The sequence below is a fragment of the Nisaea acidiphila genome (assembly GCF_024662015.1).
Taxonomy (GTDB): domain Bacteria; phylum Pseudomonadota; class Alphaproteobacteria; order Thalassobaculales; family Thalassobaculaceae; genus Nisaea; species Nisaea acidiphila.
The window spans coordinates 4,290,465-4,305,095 of record NZ_CP102480.1 but is presented as its reverse complement, the minus strand read 5'-3'; the positions used below and the strand labels follow the sequence as shown (position 1 = coordinate 4,305,095).

The window sequence follows — 14,631 nt, the reverse complement described above, 5'->3', positions numbered from 1 at the left end:
GGAAAGCCGCTAGACCGACTTCAGCTCCAGCACGCCGGCGCCAAAGATCCGCCCGTGCCCTTTTGCCTGGACGAGCACCGCGAGGCGGTCGCTCTCCACCGCGACGGCGGAGGCCGGCACGCGGTATTGCACGGCCTTTCCGTCCCAGGTGCCGAGCGCGGTGTAGAACCGCACGACGGCAAAATCCTCCAGCGTGCGGCCCCGGTTCTCGCCGCGGGGCACCTCGGTCACGTGGCGTGTGTCGGAACCGACCAGGAGCAGCTGCGCGCCGGACATATCGCCCTCGCCCACCGGCGCGAGGGTCAGCGTGAAATCGGCTCCGTTCCGTTCCAGTCCCACCGTTACGCCCGGCCCGGGCCGGGCATTGCGGCGCTCTTCGATAGCGTCCAGCACGCGGGAACGGCGGGAGCCGACGACATCGATCTCGCCGTCGATGACGAGCTGCGGGGTATAGATGCTGGAGAGCCGCATGGCGTGGCCGTAGCGGCGCTGGCGGTCGCTCATCTCCTTGGAGGAGAACGGGTCTTCCCAGCCGATATAATTCCAGTAGTCGACATGGTAGGCGAGCGCGAGCACGTCCGGCTCCTTCGCGAGCTCGCCGAGCAGCCGGTCGGCGGGCGGACAGGAGGAACAGCCCTGGCTGGTGAAGAGTTCGAGAACGATCGGCCCCGAAGCGCGGCCTTGCGCTCCAACGGGCCGGGCGAAAGGCACCAGACCGGCCAGGCCGAGCGCCCCTGTGCTGCCGAGGACGGCGAGACCGCCGAGCAGCTTGCGTCGCGAGGTTTTCATGGGAGAGTAAAATACGGGCGACTCGGCGGTCGCTCGAATCACCCTGTGTCACGCATGGGTGACCGCTCCCCCCCCACCCTTTCAAACGTTGTCTTTCCCGCGAAAGCGGGGAGGGATCCGGGTCCGGGCTCTACGCTCTCCGGGTCCCCACTTGCGTGGGGATGACGACTTTTTTGGCTTCACATCTCCCGGATATCGGTCACCAGCTCGGCGCCGAAACTCGTGCTGGTCACATGGGCCACGATCTTCGCCCCGACGGTTTCCGGGTCACCGAGCGCACCGCTCTCCTTCAACCCGACGAACCGCTCACGATGGGAGAAATCCTCCTCGGAGGTCGCCCGGATGGTGGCCTGCATGCCGGTATCTACGGTGCCAGGCGCAAGGCTTTCCACTTTCAGCCCCGCGATCGTGTCGGCGGCGACCCCACGCGCATGGTGATCCAGCGCCGCCTTTGTCGCGCAGTATACGCTCCAGCCGGAATAGGCATGCCGCCCAGCGCCGCTGGAGATATGCACCAGCCGGCGGTCGGCCACGTCCTCGCTTGCCGTGACGAAAGCGTCCGCCAGCACCAGGGCGGCGCTGACATTCACCGTCACGGCCCGTGCGATCGCCGCGGCACCCTGCCGCCCGAGCGGGGCGATCGGCTCGACGATGCCGGCATTGTTGACGAGGATCGCGCTTTCCGTGTGCTCCAGGAACCCGGCGAGTTCACCGCTGTCCAGCCAGGCTTCGAGCGCCGCCGGATCGCCGAGATCGAGCGCCACTTGCTCCAGCCCGCTCTCGAACCCCGGCAGGGCCGAGCGCGAGAGGCCGAGCACATTGTAGCCCTCCGCCAGCAGCGCCGAGGTGATGCCGGCGCCGAGGCCCTTGCTGTGTCCGGTGACGATGGCTTTCTTCATGGGAGGTCCCTCCAGAGATATCAGAGCGCTCCGGGCATAGCATCCCGGGACCGCTCAGCCGGACTCTTTTCCACTCTCCGCTTCAGGCTTCGAGGCCTTCTTCTTTGCGCCCGCCGCGACTTCCTTCGGGCCGAGACAGACCGCGATCTCGTTCCGGTCCAGCGTCTCGCGCTCCTCGAGCTCGGCGATCAGCCGCCCCACCTTGGCCTCGTTCTGCTTCAGGACCTCGACCGCGCGCGCCTCGGCATCGACCAGATAGTGCTTCACAGCCTTGTCGGCGAGCGCCGCCGTCGCCTCGGAGAAGCTGCGCGGCTGCGCCATCTCGCGCCCGAGGAAGGGATGCGACTCGCTCTCGCGGACATCGACCGGCCCGACCTCCTCCGACATCCCCCAGCGCCCGACCATGGAGCGGGCGATCTGCGTCGCCATGCGGATATCCTCGTCGGCGCCGGAACTGACCGAGCCGAGGAAGACCTGCTCCGCCGCGCGGCCGCCGAGAATGACCGCGAGCCGGTCCTGGAGGTAGCTTTCCGGCAGGGTATGGCGCTCTATCTCGGGGAGCTGGTGGGTGCTGCCGAGGGAGCGGCCGCGGGGGATGATCGTCACCTTGTGCAGCGGGTCCGCCTCGGGCAGGAAATAGGCGACCGCGGTATGGCCGCTCTCGTGCACCGCGAGCCGGTGCCGCTCGTCCTCGTGGATCGCAAGCGTGCGCACCGCGCCCATCATGATGCGGTCGCGCATCTGGTCGAAATGCCGTGCCTCGACCTTGGTCAGGTTCTCCCGCGCCGCCGCCATCGCCGCCTCGTTGACGAGGTTCTTCAGATCGGCGCCGGAGAAGCCCGGCGTGCCGGTCGCCACCTTGTGCAGGTCGACGTCGCCCGCGAGCGGCACGCTGCGGCAATGCACCTTCAGGATCGCCTCGCGGCCCGCGAGGTCCGGCAGCTCCAGCGTCACGTGGCGGTCGAAGCGGCCGGGCCGCAGTAGCGCCGGGTCGAGCACGTCCGGGCGGTTGGTCGCGGCCAGCACCACCACCGCCTCGTGGCCCTCGAAACCGTCCATCTCGGCGAGGATCTGGTTCAGGGTCTGCTCGCGCTCGTCATGGCCGCCGCCGAGCCCGGCGCCGCGCACCCGGCCGACGCTGTCGAGCTCGTCGATGAAGATGATCGAGGGCTGCGCCTTCTTCGCCGCATCGAAGAGGTTGCGCACGCGGCTGGCGCCGACGCCGACGAACATCTCGATGAACTCGGAGGCCGACATGTGGAAGAACGGCACCCCGGCCTCGCCGGCGAGCGCGCGGGCGATCAGGGTCTTGCCGGTGCCGGGCGGGCCCTGCAGCAGGATGCCGTGCGGCACCTCGGCGCCGAGCCGCTGATAGCGTTCGGCGTCGCGCAGGAACTCGAGCAGCTCGCCGACCTCGGCCTTGGCGTTCTCCTGTCCGGCGACGTCGGAGAGCCGCACCTTCGGGATCGCCGCCTTCTTCACCGGCTCGGTCTTGCCGCGCAGGATGTCGCCGACCCCGCCGCGCCCCATGCCGCCCATCATCGAGCCGGACATGCGGAACCAGAGGAAGTACCAGAAGCCGAAGATCAGCAGCCAGGGCAGCAGCGAGACCAGCCAGGAGGAGCCGTCGTCGGCGGGCTGGGAGCGCACCTCGACGCCCTGGCGCTCAAGGGAGGCCAGCAGATCCGGGTCGCCGGTCGGCGGCAGGAAGGAGGTGAAGGGCTGCGCCGTCGCGCCGTTGCGCAGCAGGCCGGAAACCTTCGAGCCCTCGAAGGTCACGCTCTCGACCTGGCCGTCGGCGACCAGCTGCTTGAACTCGGAATAGCTTTTCGGCCGGGCCGGCTCCTGGTGCAGCATGATCTGCGAGAGCGCGAGCAGCGCGAAGAAGACGCCGATCAGCAGCGCCCATTTCAGCACCGGCCCCTTGCCGCTATTTCCCTCGTCCGCCATCGCCCTCACCCGAGCCTGTCAGTTCGCAATATCCAATGGAGACAGGGTAATCCGGCGAAGCCCCCGGGTCCATGGGCGCCATCTCCTAAACGTCGTCATCCCCACGCAAGTGGGGACCCAGGGAGCGTAGAGCGGTGCCCTTGATCGCTGGGTCCCCGCATTCGCGGGAATGACGACCTTGAAAACGGGATGACAATTATTGGGGAGAAGCCGCGCGCCTACTCCCCGCGACGGGTGCGGATGCCGAGGATCGCGTAGAGCGGGCAGAAGCGGACCAGCGCGGTGCCGGCGAAGACCAGCCCGACGACCGGCACGCCCCATTTCACCAGCGGATTGGCGAAGATCGCGAGGTCGAGGACGAAGGGGGCAAGGATCAGCACCACGCCCAGCACCAGCCGGGCCAGGCGGTCGAGATTTCCAACATTCGCGGTCATGAGAGGATCTCCTGTCGGACGCTTGAGATGACGGAACCGGCACGGCCCGCCCGCCCCGAACTATGCGCCCGCGCGGGGACCCGGGGACGGCGCGAATTGTCGCGGCGCGCGATCATCTTCCTCGCCCGGCCTCCCCCAAACGGTCGTCATCCCCATGCAAATGGGGACCCAGGGAGCGTAGAGCGGTGCCTTTGACCCCTGGGTCCCCGCTTTCGCGGGAATGACGACCTTATTGTTGAATATTGAATGTAAGGGAGAGAGCGGAGCGAGCCCCCTACTCCGCCGCCCCTCTCGTGGCATGGGGCGCGCGCTTCCCCTCCATATACCCCTTCAGCTTCGGCCAGACCTCTTCCGCCATCCGGGTGAAGGAGCGGAGCCACATCTCCTTGACCCCCTCCATGTCGTGCGCGGTCAGCATCAGGGTGCCGAAATCGCCGATCTCGTCGCGGAAGGCGACGAGCTTGTCGAGCACGGTCCCGGCCGAGCCCGCGATGACGAAATCGCGCACCTTCCCCATCGCCTCCGCCTGCACCGCGTCCCAGTAGATCTCCTCCGGCTTCGTCCCCGCCGCGAGCTGGCCCTGCGCGCCGAGATAGCGGAAATACCAGGCGAAGACGCCGTCCGGATCCCGGCAGATCTCCTCCGCCTCGGCGTCGCTCTCCGTGATCAGCACGGAGCGGCCGACGCGCCAGACGTTCGGGTCCGCGCGCCGCCCCGCCTTCTCCGCGCCGCCCGCATAGGTCGGCCAGTGGGTCGCGATGTCGGCGGCCGGCACGAAATTGCCCGAGAGCAGGCACCAGCCGCGCTGGCCGGCGAAATGCGCGGTCATGGAATTGGCGCCGCGCACCGAGACGGCGATCGGCGGGTGCGGCTGCTGGTAGGGCTTTATGAAGCGGCCGATGCCGTACTCCGGCAGCACCCGGTCGGAAATGCTCGCGGTGAAATGCTCCCCCTCGTGGCTCCAGGGCGGGTCCTCCGACCAGACCTTCTGGATCAGGTCGATGGACTCGACCATCGCCATGGCGCGGGCCTTGTGGTCGAGATTGCCGAAGATCTCCCAGTCGCTCGAGAGCCCGCCCGAGCCGATCCCGAAAATGAAGCGCCCGCGGGCGAGATGGTCGAACAAAGCCGCATGCCCCGCCACCACCACGGGATGCTGCTGCGGCAGCGAGATCACGCCGGAGCCGAAGATTATGTTCTCGGTCTCGTCGATCAGCGAGGCGTTGAACAGCAGCGGCGAGGTCACCGGCTCGGCGGTCGAGGTATAATGCTCCCCCATCCAGGCCTCGGCGTAACCCAGCCGGTCCGCGAGCTTCACCAGCTCCCTGTTTTCCTGCAGCACGGTATGGAAATCGCGCGCCGGCGGATGCAGCGGCATCATGAACAGGCCGAGCTTGGCCATGGGGGAGCCTCCCTTATTTTTGTATACAATGAGAGGGTAGCAGAATGTTGGCAAGCTGTGGAAGCTAGGCTAGCTGGGCACTACAATCCCTATCGAAAACGATTGAGCCTCAACTAAACCATTCACATACTCAAGAGAATCAACTAATGATACCCAACAGCACACGCTCCCAATCCACGAATTGACTTGAAATAAAAGAAAATAAAACATGAAAATATTAGTTATCTCAGACATCCACGCCTACAATAAACATCACCCTACGTTGGGCTCTTCAACCCCTTCATTCGTTATTGCGGGAGATAATGCTCCACACTCACCTCAATCTCAACTAATTGACTTGATCAAAGCGGAAGACATTCAGGTCGATTATGTTGTTTGCCCGGGAGATCTTGGCGATAAAGCAGACATATCTGGAATCGAATTCTCATGGAACTTTCTAAAATCGGTCACGGAAAATTGTCACGCTCGGGCCCTGATCGCGACAACCGGAAATCATGATTTGGACAGCAGATTTTTCTCTGGAAAATATGATCCTCGCGAATTTCTACAGAATTATTCACACGACTTCCCCGTTTATATTAGATGCCTTCAAGAAAAAGCGAATCCAGAAAGCATGACACTTCATTATTGGGCGTTAAATTTTTGCCTTTTCTCGCTTGATGATATTCGTTTTGTAATTCTTAATTCCTCCGCGTATCACGGATACAATGCCAAAGACAGCGTACCGGAACTTGAACATGGGAGAATCAGCGCACCAACAATAGATCTCATAAAAAAATATATCGATCGCGACAATAAAGAGCGCGAGAAAAATGGAAAAAACAAATACCCTATAAATATTTTTATTTGCCATCACCATCTAAAGCCTGACAACTCTGTTGGATACATTGATAAATCAGAAATAATTGGCGCCTCCACACTACTTGATTTATTATCAGATACTGATAATGGACGATGGTTTGCTATTCATGGCCACCGGCACAGAAGTCGGCTATATCAATCTGAAAAATCCACAGGGCCCTGGGTTCTATCCGCCGCAAGCTTTGGCAAGACTACCGACGGCGACGATACGAATATATGCCCGAACCAGATTCACATCGTCGAATTCGATCAAAGCCCGAAAAACCAAATGGCGCAGCGCGTCCAGGGCACTGTTGCGACATGGAATTGGTATCCTAACCTTGACGGATGGCAACAGCAGGCACGTCCGCCAAGCGGGCTCCCTCCGCAAAGTGGTTTCGGATGGAGAGGATCAATAGATGACCTAGCGCGCAAAATAGATAACTCCCTTAAAGGCGACTATGCTCGCTGGGAGCAAATTCTCCCCTTAGCACCCGAGCTAAGGTACGTAACATATAGCGACATGATCGAATTAAAGAAGACTCTAGCCAACCACTACAACATTAATTCTCAAGAAGGGTTAAAAGGAAATATCATCGAACTGGGACGAAAATCATGAGCATTTCTTACACTCATTCTATATTCGAGACTCATAATGCAAGGCATATTGAGCCTAGTGAAGTCGCCAAGACTTTCGTTCCACCAGATTCTACGTATAGCAATATTTCATCGAACAATAACCACATTGTGATCGGACCGCGGGGAAGCGGAAAGACAACATTGTTCAAAATGCTTACGATACCTGCTCTCGTTAATTGGCGCGATTTCAATAAGTTTGATATATATCCAAAAGTTGATTTTATTGGTATTTTTGTCCCTGCAGACAGAAGTTGGCAGGCACAAATCCGCTCAAAGACCGGCGATGCTCAGAAGTCTACGCTTATTATGAACGCCGCCTTCACAACTCATGTACTTCTTTCTTTTATGAACACTTTAATTCAATTGAATGAACTTGATCTAACGAAAAGCAAGCGAATTAATTTTGACGTCAAGAAGATCAATAACGAACAAGAATCGGAGATATCTAGACAAATAGCGGATGCATGGCGCTTAGACACTAGCATATACAGTTTTCGTGGGATAATTGCCTCTCTACGAAAGAGATTGATATCTATTGGCGAAATAAAGGAGAAAATTTTTTATATTGAAAATTATTCGTTTGACGAATTTGAAAGTAAATTTATTTACCTCACATTCCGCGACACACTGTTGTATGCAATAGACATTTACGCTAACCACATAGGAAACCAAAGCCTGCGATGGGCGCTACTATTCGATGAGTTTGAAATTGCACCGACCGATATTCAAAAAGAAGTGCTTTCAAATCTGCGCGGCCAGTCCGACCCGAAGCTAATTTTTAAAATCGCATTAGCTATGTACAATCGCAATATAGAGGATTTACTCACTGACGAGCATGCCGCATCTGCAAAAAACGACTTTCAAGTAGAGTACCTTTGGCACGCCAGAAAGGATTCTGGTCATAGATTCTCGGCTAAGCTGGTGCAACGCATGTTGCAGGATTCTGGTTATGACTCGGAAGAAATGAGTACATTTCTTGGAAATTCACTTTACGACTTTGAAGATGATGATACTCAATCACCATACTCTGACGACGGAAAAGTTTTGCAAGCTTACATGTCGTTGGAGAAATCAGACCCATCTTTTAAAAGTTGGCTTGCGTCAAGGAATGTGAATCTCAATGATTTAACCAATCTGAACGGGATTGATCGCGCATCAACCATAAGAAAAATACGGTCAATAGCTCTGACTCGCGAATATTTTCGTCGCTTCACCGACGATAGGTCTGACATATCACGCGGTAGAAGCAGAAAGGTTGATCAAATTTATATTCGTCACCCTTCTCTATTATCATTGTGTGAAGGAAATCCTAGATTTACGCTCGCGATTTTTTCGCCCCTTATTAGAGAGCTGATGATAACACGAGCAAAACATGCGAAACGCCCTGTTTCAGACCGACATCAATCCGAACAAGTACGAAGTACCCTTAACGCCTTTAGAGCTTTTCTCAAGACCATTCCATACCAGCCACAAAGTCGCGAAGGGAATCGCGGCCTATTAAGTTTATTGGATAAAGTTGGAAACCACTTCTACCAGAAATGTGTAGTAGAAGAATTTAATCCACAGCCACCTTTAACTTTTATTGTCGATTCTCACATTGATGAGGAAACTCACCGCGCCTTAGGTCGCGCTGTAAATGCCGGAGCTATAGTATATGTACCCGATAAAGGTGCCGAGCCTTTACTATCCTCTCTGCGAGGAAAGAGGTTTCGACTATCTTTTCTCCTTTCTACTTATTATAAGATTCCATTGATACTAGGAACCGAAATATCTCTAGCCAGAATACTCGATTCTGGCCCCCGTGATACAGGCAAGCCTTCAGCGCAAATTAGTATTTTTGATGAGTCGAATTATGACGATTAGCTTTGATATATTAATTTATGCTCTTGGCTATGAAACCCGTGCTCAATTTGTAGCTACAAACGGCATATTTCAAAAAACGATTGCCTTAAAGTATCCTTCCACCGAACTTCACAGTTATGACTCTAACCTAACACTTGCCATTGAAAGAGAAGACACGATTATCGAGGTTGGCTTTGTTCCCCAGACTTTGGAGAGCATTCTACGGGAAGCCACATCGTCAATAGATTCGGCATCTGGACGCTTGCCTACAGTGTGCGTGGATGTCTCATCGCTTGATAGACGTACCATGGCTGCCACGCTGAAGGTGTCGATGGAGCTTGCGGATGCGGCAAAATTCGAGCTTTCGTTTGCATATTCGCCGGCGAAATTCCGCCGCCCTCCTGCCGAGAGTGAGCCGGTCTTAAATTTTGCGCCTCTGCCAGGCTTCGAAGGATGGACCGCTAACCCCGAATTGCCCGTTTCCGCCATCGTTGGTCTCGGCTATGAACAGGATATTTCAATTGGAGCTGTCGAGTTTCTGGACCCAAGTGGGGTATGGACTTTGATGCCAGTCGGCAGAGATGACCGCTTTCAAAAAGAGGTGATCAAAGCGAACTCAGATATCTGGTCACTCGTGCCCGAAGAACGAAGGTTGCACTATCATGTGTTCGACCCCTCCCGAACATCAGCGTCAATCATCAACCTGTGTACTGGCCTGATCGGCAGATCGAGAGTCGTAATCGTTCCAACCGGCCCTAAGATTTTTGGAGCTCTATGCCTTGTTGCCCAGAGAAAACTAAGCAATGATGTTTCGGTTTGGCGAGCAAGCCAGCACTCTTCGAGTGTGATAGCAGACGCAGAGCCCGATGGTGAAATAGTCTTATTCAAATACTCTCCCATCCCAAAATGAACAATGAAATTAACGCACGACAATCTCCCTCCCCCATTCTCCGTTGGGCCGGAAGCAAAAAGCGCGCGATTAAAAGAATCACTGAGTATTTTCCAGATCATATTGAGAGATATTTCGAATTATTTGCCGGATCGGCATGTGTTTTCTTTAACTCAAAAGCGAAAAACTACAATATATTCGATACAAACCCTCATTTAATCCAATTTTATCAGAACATTTCTTTGCATTCGATATTTATGCACTCAGAATTAGTGAAAATACCTAGATCAAAGCAGACGTACTACTATATACGTAATCAATTTAATAAAATGAATACTGGAATTGAGAAATCAATATACTTTTGGTATTTGAACCGAAATTGCTTTAATGGCATTTATCGTGAAAATCTTTCCGGTGGATTCAATGTGCCATTTTCGGCGGATAGAGTCGCTCCATATCCAACGCTAGAAGAGACAATAGCTTCCGGAAATAAACTATCATGCGCCCATTTTTATTGTGATGATTTTGAAAGCGCAGAAAAATTAGAGCTCCGAGAGGGAGATTTTATTTATTTAGACCCGCCATATTACGTTCCGAATAAAAGAGTGTTTCGAGAATACTCAAAAGCACCATTTACGATCGATGACTTCGACAGATTGCTAACGTTTTTACATAAAATCGACAAATCAGGTGCCAAGTTCCTTCTCAGCTATCCGGAAGAGGATATTTCTGAGCAAATCAAGAGCCATTGGAGATTTGAACAAATTTCTGTACCCAGAAGCGTCTCTGCAAAGATTTCAGGGCGGAAAACCGGTCGAGAATTGCTATTTTTTAATTAGCGCGTTTATCGCATTTTTTCCCGTAGTGTCGGCAATTCAGGAACCGCCCATGCCCCTCCCCCTCAAATCCTGGCCCGAAGCCGCCCCGCGTCTCGTCGCCGTCGCGGGCGGGCGCGCACCCGCGGATCTCGTCATCCGCAATGTCCGCCTCGTCAATGTGCACAGCCGCGAGGTGCTGGACTGGGAGGTCGCGGTCGCCGAGGGGCGCTTCGCCTATACAGGGCCGGACGCGGCGCACTGCATCGGGCCGGAGACGCGCGTGGTCGAGGGCGGCGGGCGCTACCTGATCCCGGGGCTCTGCGACGGGCACATGCATATCGAGTCCGGCATGCTGACGCCGGCGGAGTTCGCCGCCGCGGTGATCCCGCACGGCACCACAAGCATGTTCACCGACCCGCACGAGATCGCCAACGTGCTCGGGCTCCGGGGCGTCCGGATGATGCATGACGAGGCGCTGCTGCAGGCGGTCAATATCTTCACCCAGATGCCCTCCTGCGCCCCCTCCGCCCCCGGGCTGGAGACCACCGGCTTCGAGATCGGCGCGGACGACGTGGCCGAGGCGATGCACTGGCCCGGGATCATCGGGCTCGGCGAGATGATGAACTTTCCGGGCGTGATCGCCGGCGACGCACAAATGCTGGCGGAGATGGCGGCGACAATGAACGCCGGAAAGACCGTCGGCGGGCATTACGCCTCGCCCGACAAGGGCCCCGCCTTCAGCGCCTATGTCGCGGGCGGCGCGGCGGACGATCACGAGGGCACGGCGGAGGCCGACGCCATCGCAAGGGTGCGCAACGGCATGCGCTCGATGATGCGGCTGGGCTCCGCCTGGTACGATGTCGAGAGCCAGATCACGGCGGTCACCGAAAAGGGCCTCGATCCACGCAATTTCATCCTCTGCACCGACGACAGCCATTCCGGCACGCTGGTGCATGAGGGGCACATGAACCGGGTGGTGCGCCACGCGATCTCCTGCGGCTGCGACCCGCTGGTCGCGCTGCAGATGGCGACGATCAACACCGCGAGCCATTTCGGCCTCGAGCGCGAGCTCGGCTCGATCGCCCCCGGACGGCGGGCGGACATGATCCTGACCTCGGATCTCCGCACCCTGCCGATCGAGGAGGTCTTCGCGCGCGGGGTGACGGTGGCGAAAGACGGGAAGATCACGGTCGAGTGCCCGCATTACGACTGGCCGGAGGAGGTGCGGCGGACGGTGCATCTCGGCATGGAGCTTGCGCCGGGCGATTTCGAGATCCCGGCGCCCGCGGGCGCGAACGCGGTGACGGCGAAGGTGATCGGCGTGGTCGAGAACCAGGCGCCGACGAAAGCGCTGACGGCCGAGCTGCCGGTGGCGGACGGGGTGGTCGAGGGGGATGTCGCGCAGGACGTCTGCCAGATCGCGCTGGTCGAGCGCCACCGCGCGACCGGCGGGGTGGTGAACGGCTTCGTCTCCGGCTTCGGCTACGAGGGGAAAATGGCGATGGCCTCCACCGTCGCCCATGACAGCCACCACATGATCGTCGTCGGCACCGACCGGGACCTGATGGCCAAGGCGGCGATGCGGCTCGGGGAGGTCGGCGGCGGGGTCACGGTCTGGAAGGACGGCCGGGAGATCGCGCTGGTCGAGCTGCCGATCGCGGGCCTGATGTCGGATCGCCCGGCGGCCGAGGTCGCGGCGAAGGCGCAGCGCATGGTCGAGGCGATGGAGGAATGCGGCTGCAAGCTCAACAACGCCTATATGCAGCACTCCCTCCTCGCGCTGGTGGTGATCCCGGAGCTCCGGATCAGCGATCTCGGGCTGGTCGACGTGACGAAATTCGAGCTGACGGAGCTGCTGGAGGGGTGAGGACGTCTCCACCCCCGGTCTAGGCGCCGGACTTCTTGCGTACCTTTCGCCCCTGCGCCTTCAGATAGGCGAGGCAGTCCGCCTCCGGCATCGGCGGGGCGTAGAGATAGCCCTGAAACAGGTCGCAGCCGAGCGCCGCGAGCGCGTCGCGCTGCGGTTCGGTCTCGACATATTCCGCGACGATCTCCACGTCGCGCGAGCGCCCGAGCGCGGCGATGCTGCGGATAATGTCGGCATTGGCCGGATGGATCAGCACCTCTCGGGTGAGCGAACCGTCGAGTTTGATCGACTGCATGGCATAGCGCCGCAGATAGACCAGCGAGGTGTGCCCCATGCCGAAATCGTCCATCACCAGGCCGACGCCCAGAGCGGTCAGGCGGCCGAAGGTCTCCTCGACCCGCAGATCGTCGGGCAGCGCATGCGATTCGGTGATCTCGAGCTGGATCTCCTGCGGCCGGAGCCCGTGCCGCTGCAGCGCGCGCCCGATCCGGTCCGGCAGCTCCGGGTCCCAGAGCTGCACCGGCGAGACATTCAGCGCTATGACCAGATCGCGGTGGCCCATCTCGTTCCAGCGCGCCTTACAGGCGCAGGCAGCATCGATCACCCAGCCGCCGAGCCGGTCGATCAGCCCGCCATCCTCGGCGAGCAGGACCGCCAGCATGGGCGAAAGGCGGCCATGCGCCGGGTGCGGCCAGCGCAGCAGAGCCTCGAACCCGTGCACCCTGCCCTCACGATCGACCTTCGGCTGGTAATGCAGCTCCAGCCGGCCGTGGGCGATGGCGTCGCGCAGGTCGCCCAGCAGGCCGCGGGCGACATAGCCCGGCATGTCGGTCCGGTGGATCACCGGGACCCGGATCGTTTCCGCCAGCACCGCCTCGGTCGCGGTCAGCACGTCCTCGGAGCGCCGCGCCCGGCGTTGGCGCTCGGCGATCCGAACGAACGGCAGATAGAGCATCGCCGCGAGCATGATCTCGAAAAGCTGGAACGCGGCGCCGCGCCAGGAGCCGGTCAGCATCCAGCCGGAAATCAGCGGCGGCGTGGTCCAGGGAATATCGAGCGGCCGCAGCTCGAACAGGCCCGCCGCCACGGCACCGTAGGAAAGCAGAGCGAGCAGCACCGGCACTCCGACGAAAGGCAGCAGGTAGACCGGGTTCAGGACCACCGGCAGCCCGAACAGCACGATCTCGTTGATATTGAAGAGCGACGGCAGCAGTGCGAGTTTCGCCACCCGGAGCTGGCCGCCCTCGCGCACGGCAATGGCGATCGCCAACAGCAGCCCGAGCGTCGCGCCGGCCCCGCCGAGCAAAACGAAGAGATTGTAAAGCGGCAAATGCCCCCGCGCGGGATCGAACGCGCTCTCCGGTGCGGCGAACAGCAGATCCGAGATCGACAGCAGGATCAGTCCGCCATGCACGCCGAAGAACCAGGAGACATGATTCAACACGGCCGAGCCGGCCTGATAGAGCCACCCGCCGAGCCCCGAGACGGACGCGAGATAGTCAAGGGGGCCAACGAAGTCGGCGGCGGGGATCGAGACGCGGTCGAGCAAAAGAATGACGGGTACCGTCGCAAGCCCCGCCCCGAAGGTCGGCAGACAAGCGTGCAGGGCCTGGGAAACCGTGATTTCCGCGTCATAGGCGAGCCGGAAGGCGGCCGGCATGCGCCAGCGCGACAGCAGATCAAGCGAATGGGCCGTCAGCAGACCGATGAGCGCGCCTTCGAGGATGACGTCGTAGCCAAGCGCGGTGATCTCCACCCGTCCGGTCAGCAGGGCGAAAATCGCGACGTTCAGCAGCGCGCAGAGCCCGACGAGCGTCGACGGCAGCGGATCGTGGCCTGCGCGCCGGCGCACCAACCGCCGATGCACGAAGATTGCGACAGCGATCGCCGAACCGACCCCCCAGGCCACATAGCCCGCATCGGCGAGACGGCCTAGGAATCCGTCCCACCCCTCTCCGAACAGCGAGGTCATGTAGGCATGATAACCGGGGACCGGTAGGAACTGGACGAGTTGAATGAGGACCCGGAACACGGTCACGGGCAGCAGGGAAACAAACGCATCCCGGACCGCATAGAGCCAAAGGCGGGGTAGGTCAGACATTACATTCGGATTCCGGCGCCGGGCCGGGATGCCCCACGGCAGCAGCCGAAACATTGTCGCTCCACCCCGGCAAAGAGAGGCGACATATCATACGGCGACGCATAATTTCAACCATCAAAATCCGGTGTTTCTCCCCCATCAGAGCACGATGATATGCATAA

At 59.0% G+C, this 14,631-nt stretch carries 11 protein-coding genes; 5 read left to right on the top strand and 6 right to left on the bottom strand.

Going from position 1 to position 14,631, the window contains the following annotated elements; all coding sequences use genetic code 11:
- Nucleotides 1–9: 9 nt before the first annotated feature.
- From NUH88_RS20085 to NUH88_RS20065, 5 genes are all read right to left on the bottom strand, one after another.
- Nucleotides 10–789, bottom strand: a complete 780-nt coding sequence (locus tag NUH88_RS20085; protein WP_257768493.1) for a DUF1223 domain-containing protein — start codon at nt 787–789, stop codon at nt 10–12.
- A gap of 179 nt (nt 790–968) precedes the next feature.
- Nucleotides 969–1,688 (bottom strand): SDR family oxidoreductase, encoded by a 720-nt coding sequence (locus NUH88_RS20080; protein WP_257768491.1) that lies wholly within the window; start codon nt 1,686–1,688, stop codon nt 969–971.
- Nucleotides 1,689–1,742: 54 nt separating this feature from the next.
- Nucleotides 1,743–3,638: an ATP-dependent zinc metalloprotease FtsH gene (gene ftsH, locus NUH88_RS20075; RefSeq protein ID WP_257768490.1), complete on the bottom strand. Its 1,896-nt coding sequence runs from the start codon at nt 3,636–3,638 to the stop codon at nt 1,743–1,745.
- A gap of 218 nt (nt 3,639–3,856) precedes the next feature.
- Nucleotides 3,857–4,072 (bottom strand): YgaP family membrane protein, encoded by a 216-nt coding sequence (locus NUH88_RS20070; RefSeq protein WP_257768488.1) that lies wholly within the window; start codon nt 4,070–4,072, stop codon nt 3,857–3,859.
- 274 nt (nt 4,073–4,346) lie between these two features.
- Entirely contained in the window at nt 4,347–5,474 is a 1,128-nt protein-coding gene (locus tag NUH88_RS20065) for an LLM class flavin-dependent oxidoreductase (RefSeq protein ID WP_257768487.1), read from the bottom strand.
- A 208-nt stretch (nt 5,475–5,682) separates the two neighbouring features.
- On the opposite strand from NUH88_RS20065, the gene NUH88_RS20060 reads away from it, so the two are divergent.
- The 5 genes from NUH88_RS20060 to NUH88_RS20040 are packed head-to-tail and all read left to right on the top strand — an operon-like array spanning nt 5,683 to nt 12,369.
- On the top strand, nt 5,683–6,933 hold the full coding sequence (locus NUH88_RS20060; RefSeq protein ID WP_257768486.1) for a metallophosphoesterase family protein: 1,251 nt from the start codon (nt 5,683–5,685) through the stop codon (nt 6,931–6,933).
- Nucleotides 6,930–8,816 carry an ORC-CDC6 family AAA ATPase gene (locus tag NUH88_RS20055; protein ID WP_257768485.1) on the top strand — a complete coding sequence of 629 codons (1,887 nt, stop codon included), beginning with the start codon at nt 6,930–6,932 and terminating at the stop codon, nt 8,814–8,816. Before NUH88_RS20060 ends, NUH88_RS20055 begins: the two co-directional genes overlap by 4 nt.
- On the top strand, nt 8,806–9,705 hold the full coding sequence (locus NUH88_RS20050) for a hypothetical protein (protein ID WP_257768484.1): 900 nt from the start codon (nt 8,806–8,808) through the stop codon (nt 9,703–9,705). Before NUH88_RS20055 ends, NUH88_RS20050 begins: the two co-directional genes overlap by 11 nt.
- Nucleotides 9,702–10,523, top strand: a complete 822-nt coding sequence (locus NUH88_RS20045) for a DNA adenine methylase (RefSeq protein ID WP_257768483.1) — start codon at nt 9,702–9,704, stop codon at nt 10,521–10,523. The genes NUH88_RS20050 and NUH88_RS20045 overlap by 4 nt, the downstream gene beginning before the upstream one ends.
- A gap of 49 nt (nt 10,524–10,572) precedes the next feature.
- Complete coding sequence (locus tag NUH88_RS20040) at nt 10,573–12,369, top strand: adenine deaminase (protein ID WP_257768481.1); 1,797 nt, start codon at nt 10,573–10,575, stop codon at nt 12,367–12,369.
- A gap of 19 nt (nt 12,370–12,388) precedes the next feature.
- On the opposite strand, the gene NUH88_RS20035 is transcribed toward NUH88_RS20040, so the two are convergent.
- Complete coding sequence (locus tag NUH88_RS20035; protein WP_257768480.1) at nt 12,389–14,470, bottom strand: EAL domain-containing protein; 2,082 nt, start codon at nt 14,468–14,470, stop codon at nt 12,389–12,391.
- Between the last annotated feature and the right edge of the window lie 161 nt (nt 14,471–14,631).

Coding starts and splice junctions, on each gene's coding strand:
- NUH88_RS20070 (WP_257768488.1), bottom strand. CDS start 4,072: ATGACCGCGAATGTTGGAAATCTCGACCGCCTGGCCCGGCTGGTGCTG.
- NUH88_RS20065 (WP_257768487.1), bottom strand. CDS start 5,474: ATGGCCAAGCTCGGCCTGTTCATGATGCCGCTGCATCCGCCGGCGCGC.
- NUH88_RS20045 (WP_257768483.1), top strand. CDS start 9,702: ATGAACAATGAAATTAACGCACGACAATCTCCCTCCCCCATTCTCCGT.
- NUH88_RS20050 (WP_257768484.1), top strand. CDS start 8,806: ATGACGATTAGCTTTGATATATTAATTTATGCTCTTGGCTATGAAACC.
- NUH88_RS20060 (WP_257768486.1), top strand. CDS start 5,683: ATGAAAATATTAGTTATCTCAGACATCCACGCCTACAATAAACATCAC.
- NUH88_RS20035 (WP_257768480.1), bottom strand. CDS start 14,470: ATGTCTGACCTACCCCGCCTTTGGCTCTATGCGGTCCGGGATGCGTTT.
- NUH88_RS20040 (WP_257768481.1), top strand. CDS start 10,573: ATGCCCCTCCCCCTCAAATCCTGGCCCGAAGCCGCCCCGCGTCTCGTC.
- ftsH (WP_257768490.1), bottom strand. CDS start 3,638: ATGGCGGACGAGGGAAATAGCGGCAAGGGGCCGGTGCTGAAATGGGCG.
- NUH88_RS20085 (WP_257768493.1), bottom strand. CDS start 789: ATGAAAACCTCGCGACGCAAGCTGCTCGGCGGTCTCGCCGTCCTCGGC.
- NUH88_RS20080 (WP_257768491.1), bottom strand. CDS start 1,688: ATGAAGAAAGCCATCGTCACCGGACACAGCAAGGGCCTCGGCGCCGGC.
- NUH88_RS20055 (WP_257768485.1), top strand. CDS start 6,930: ATGAGCATTTCTTACACTCATTCTATATTCGAGACTCATAATGCAAGG.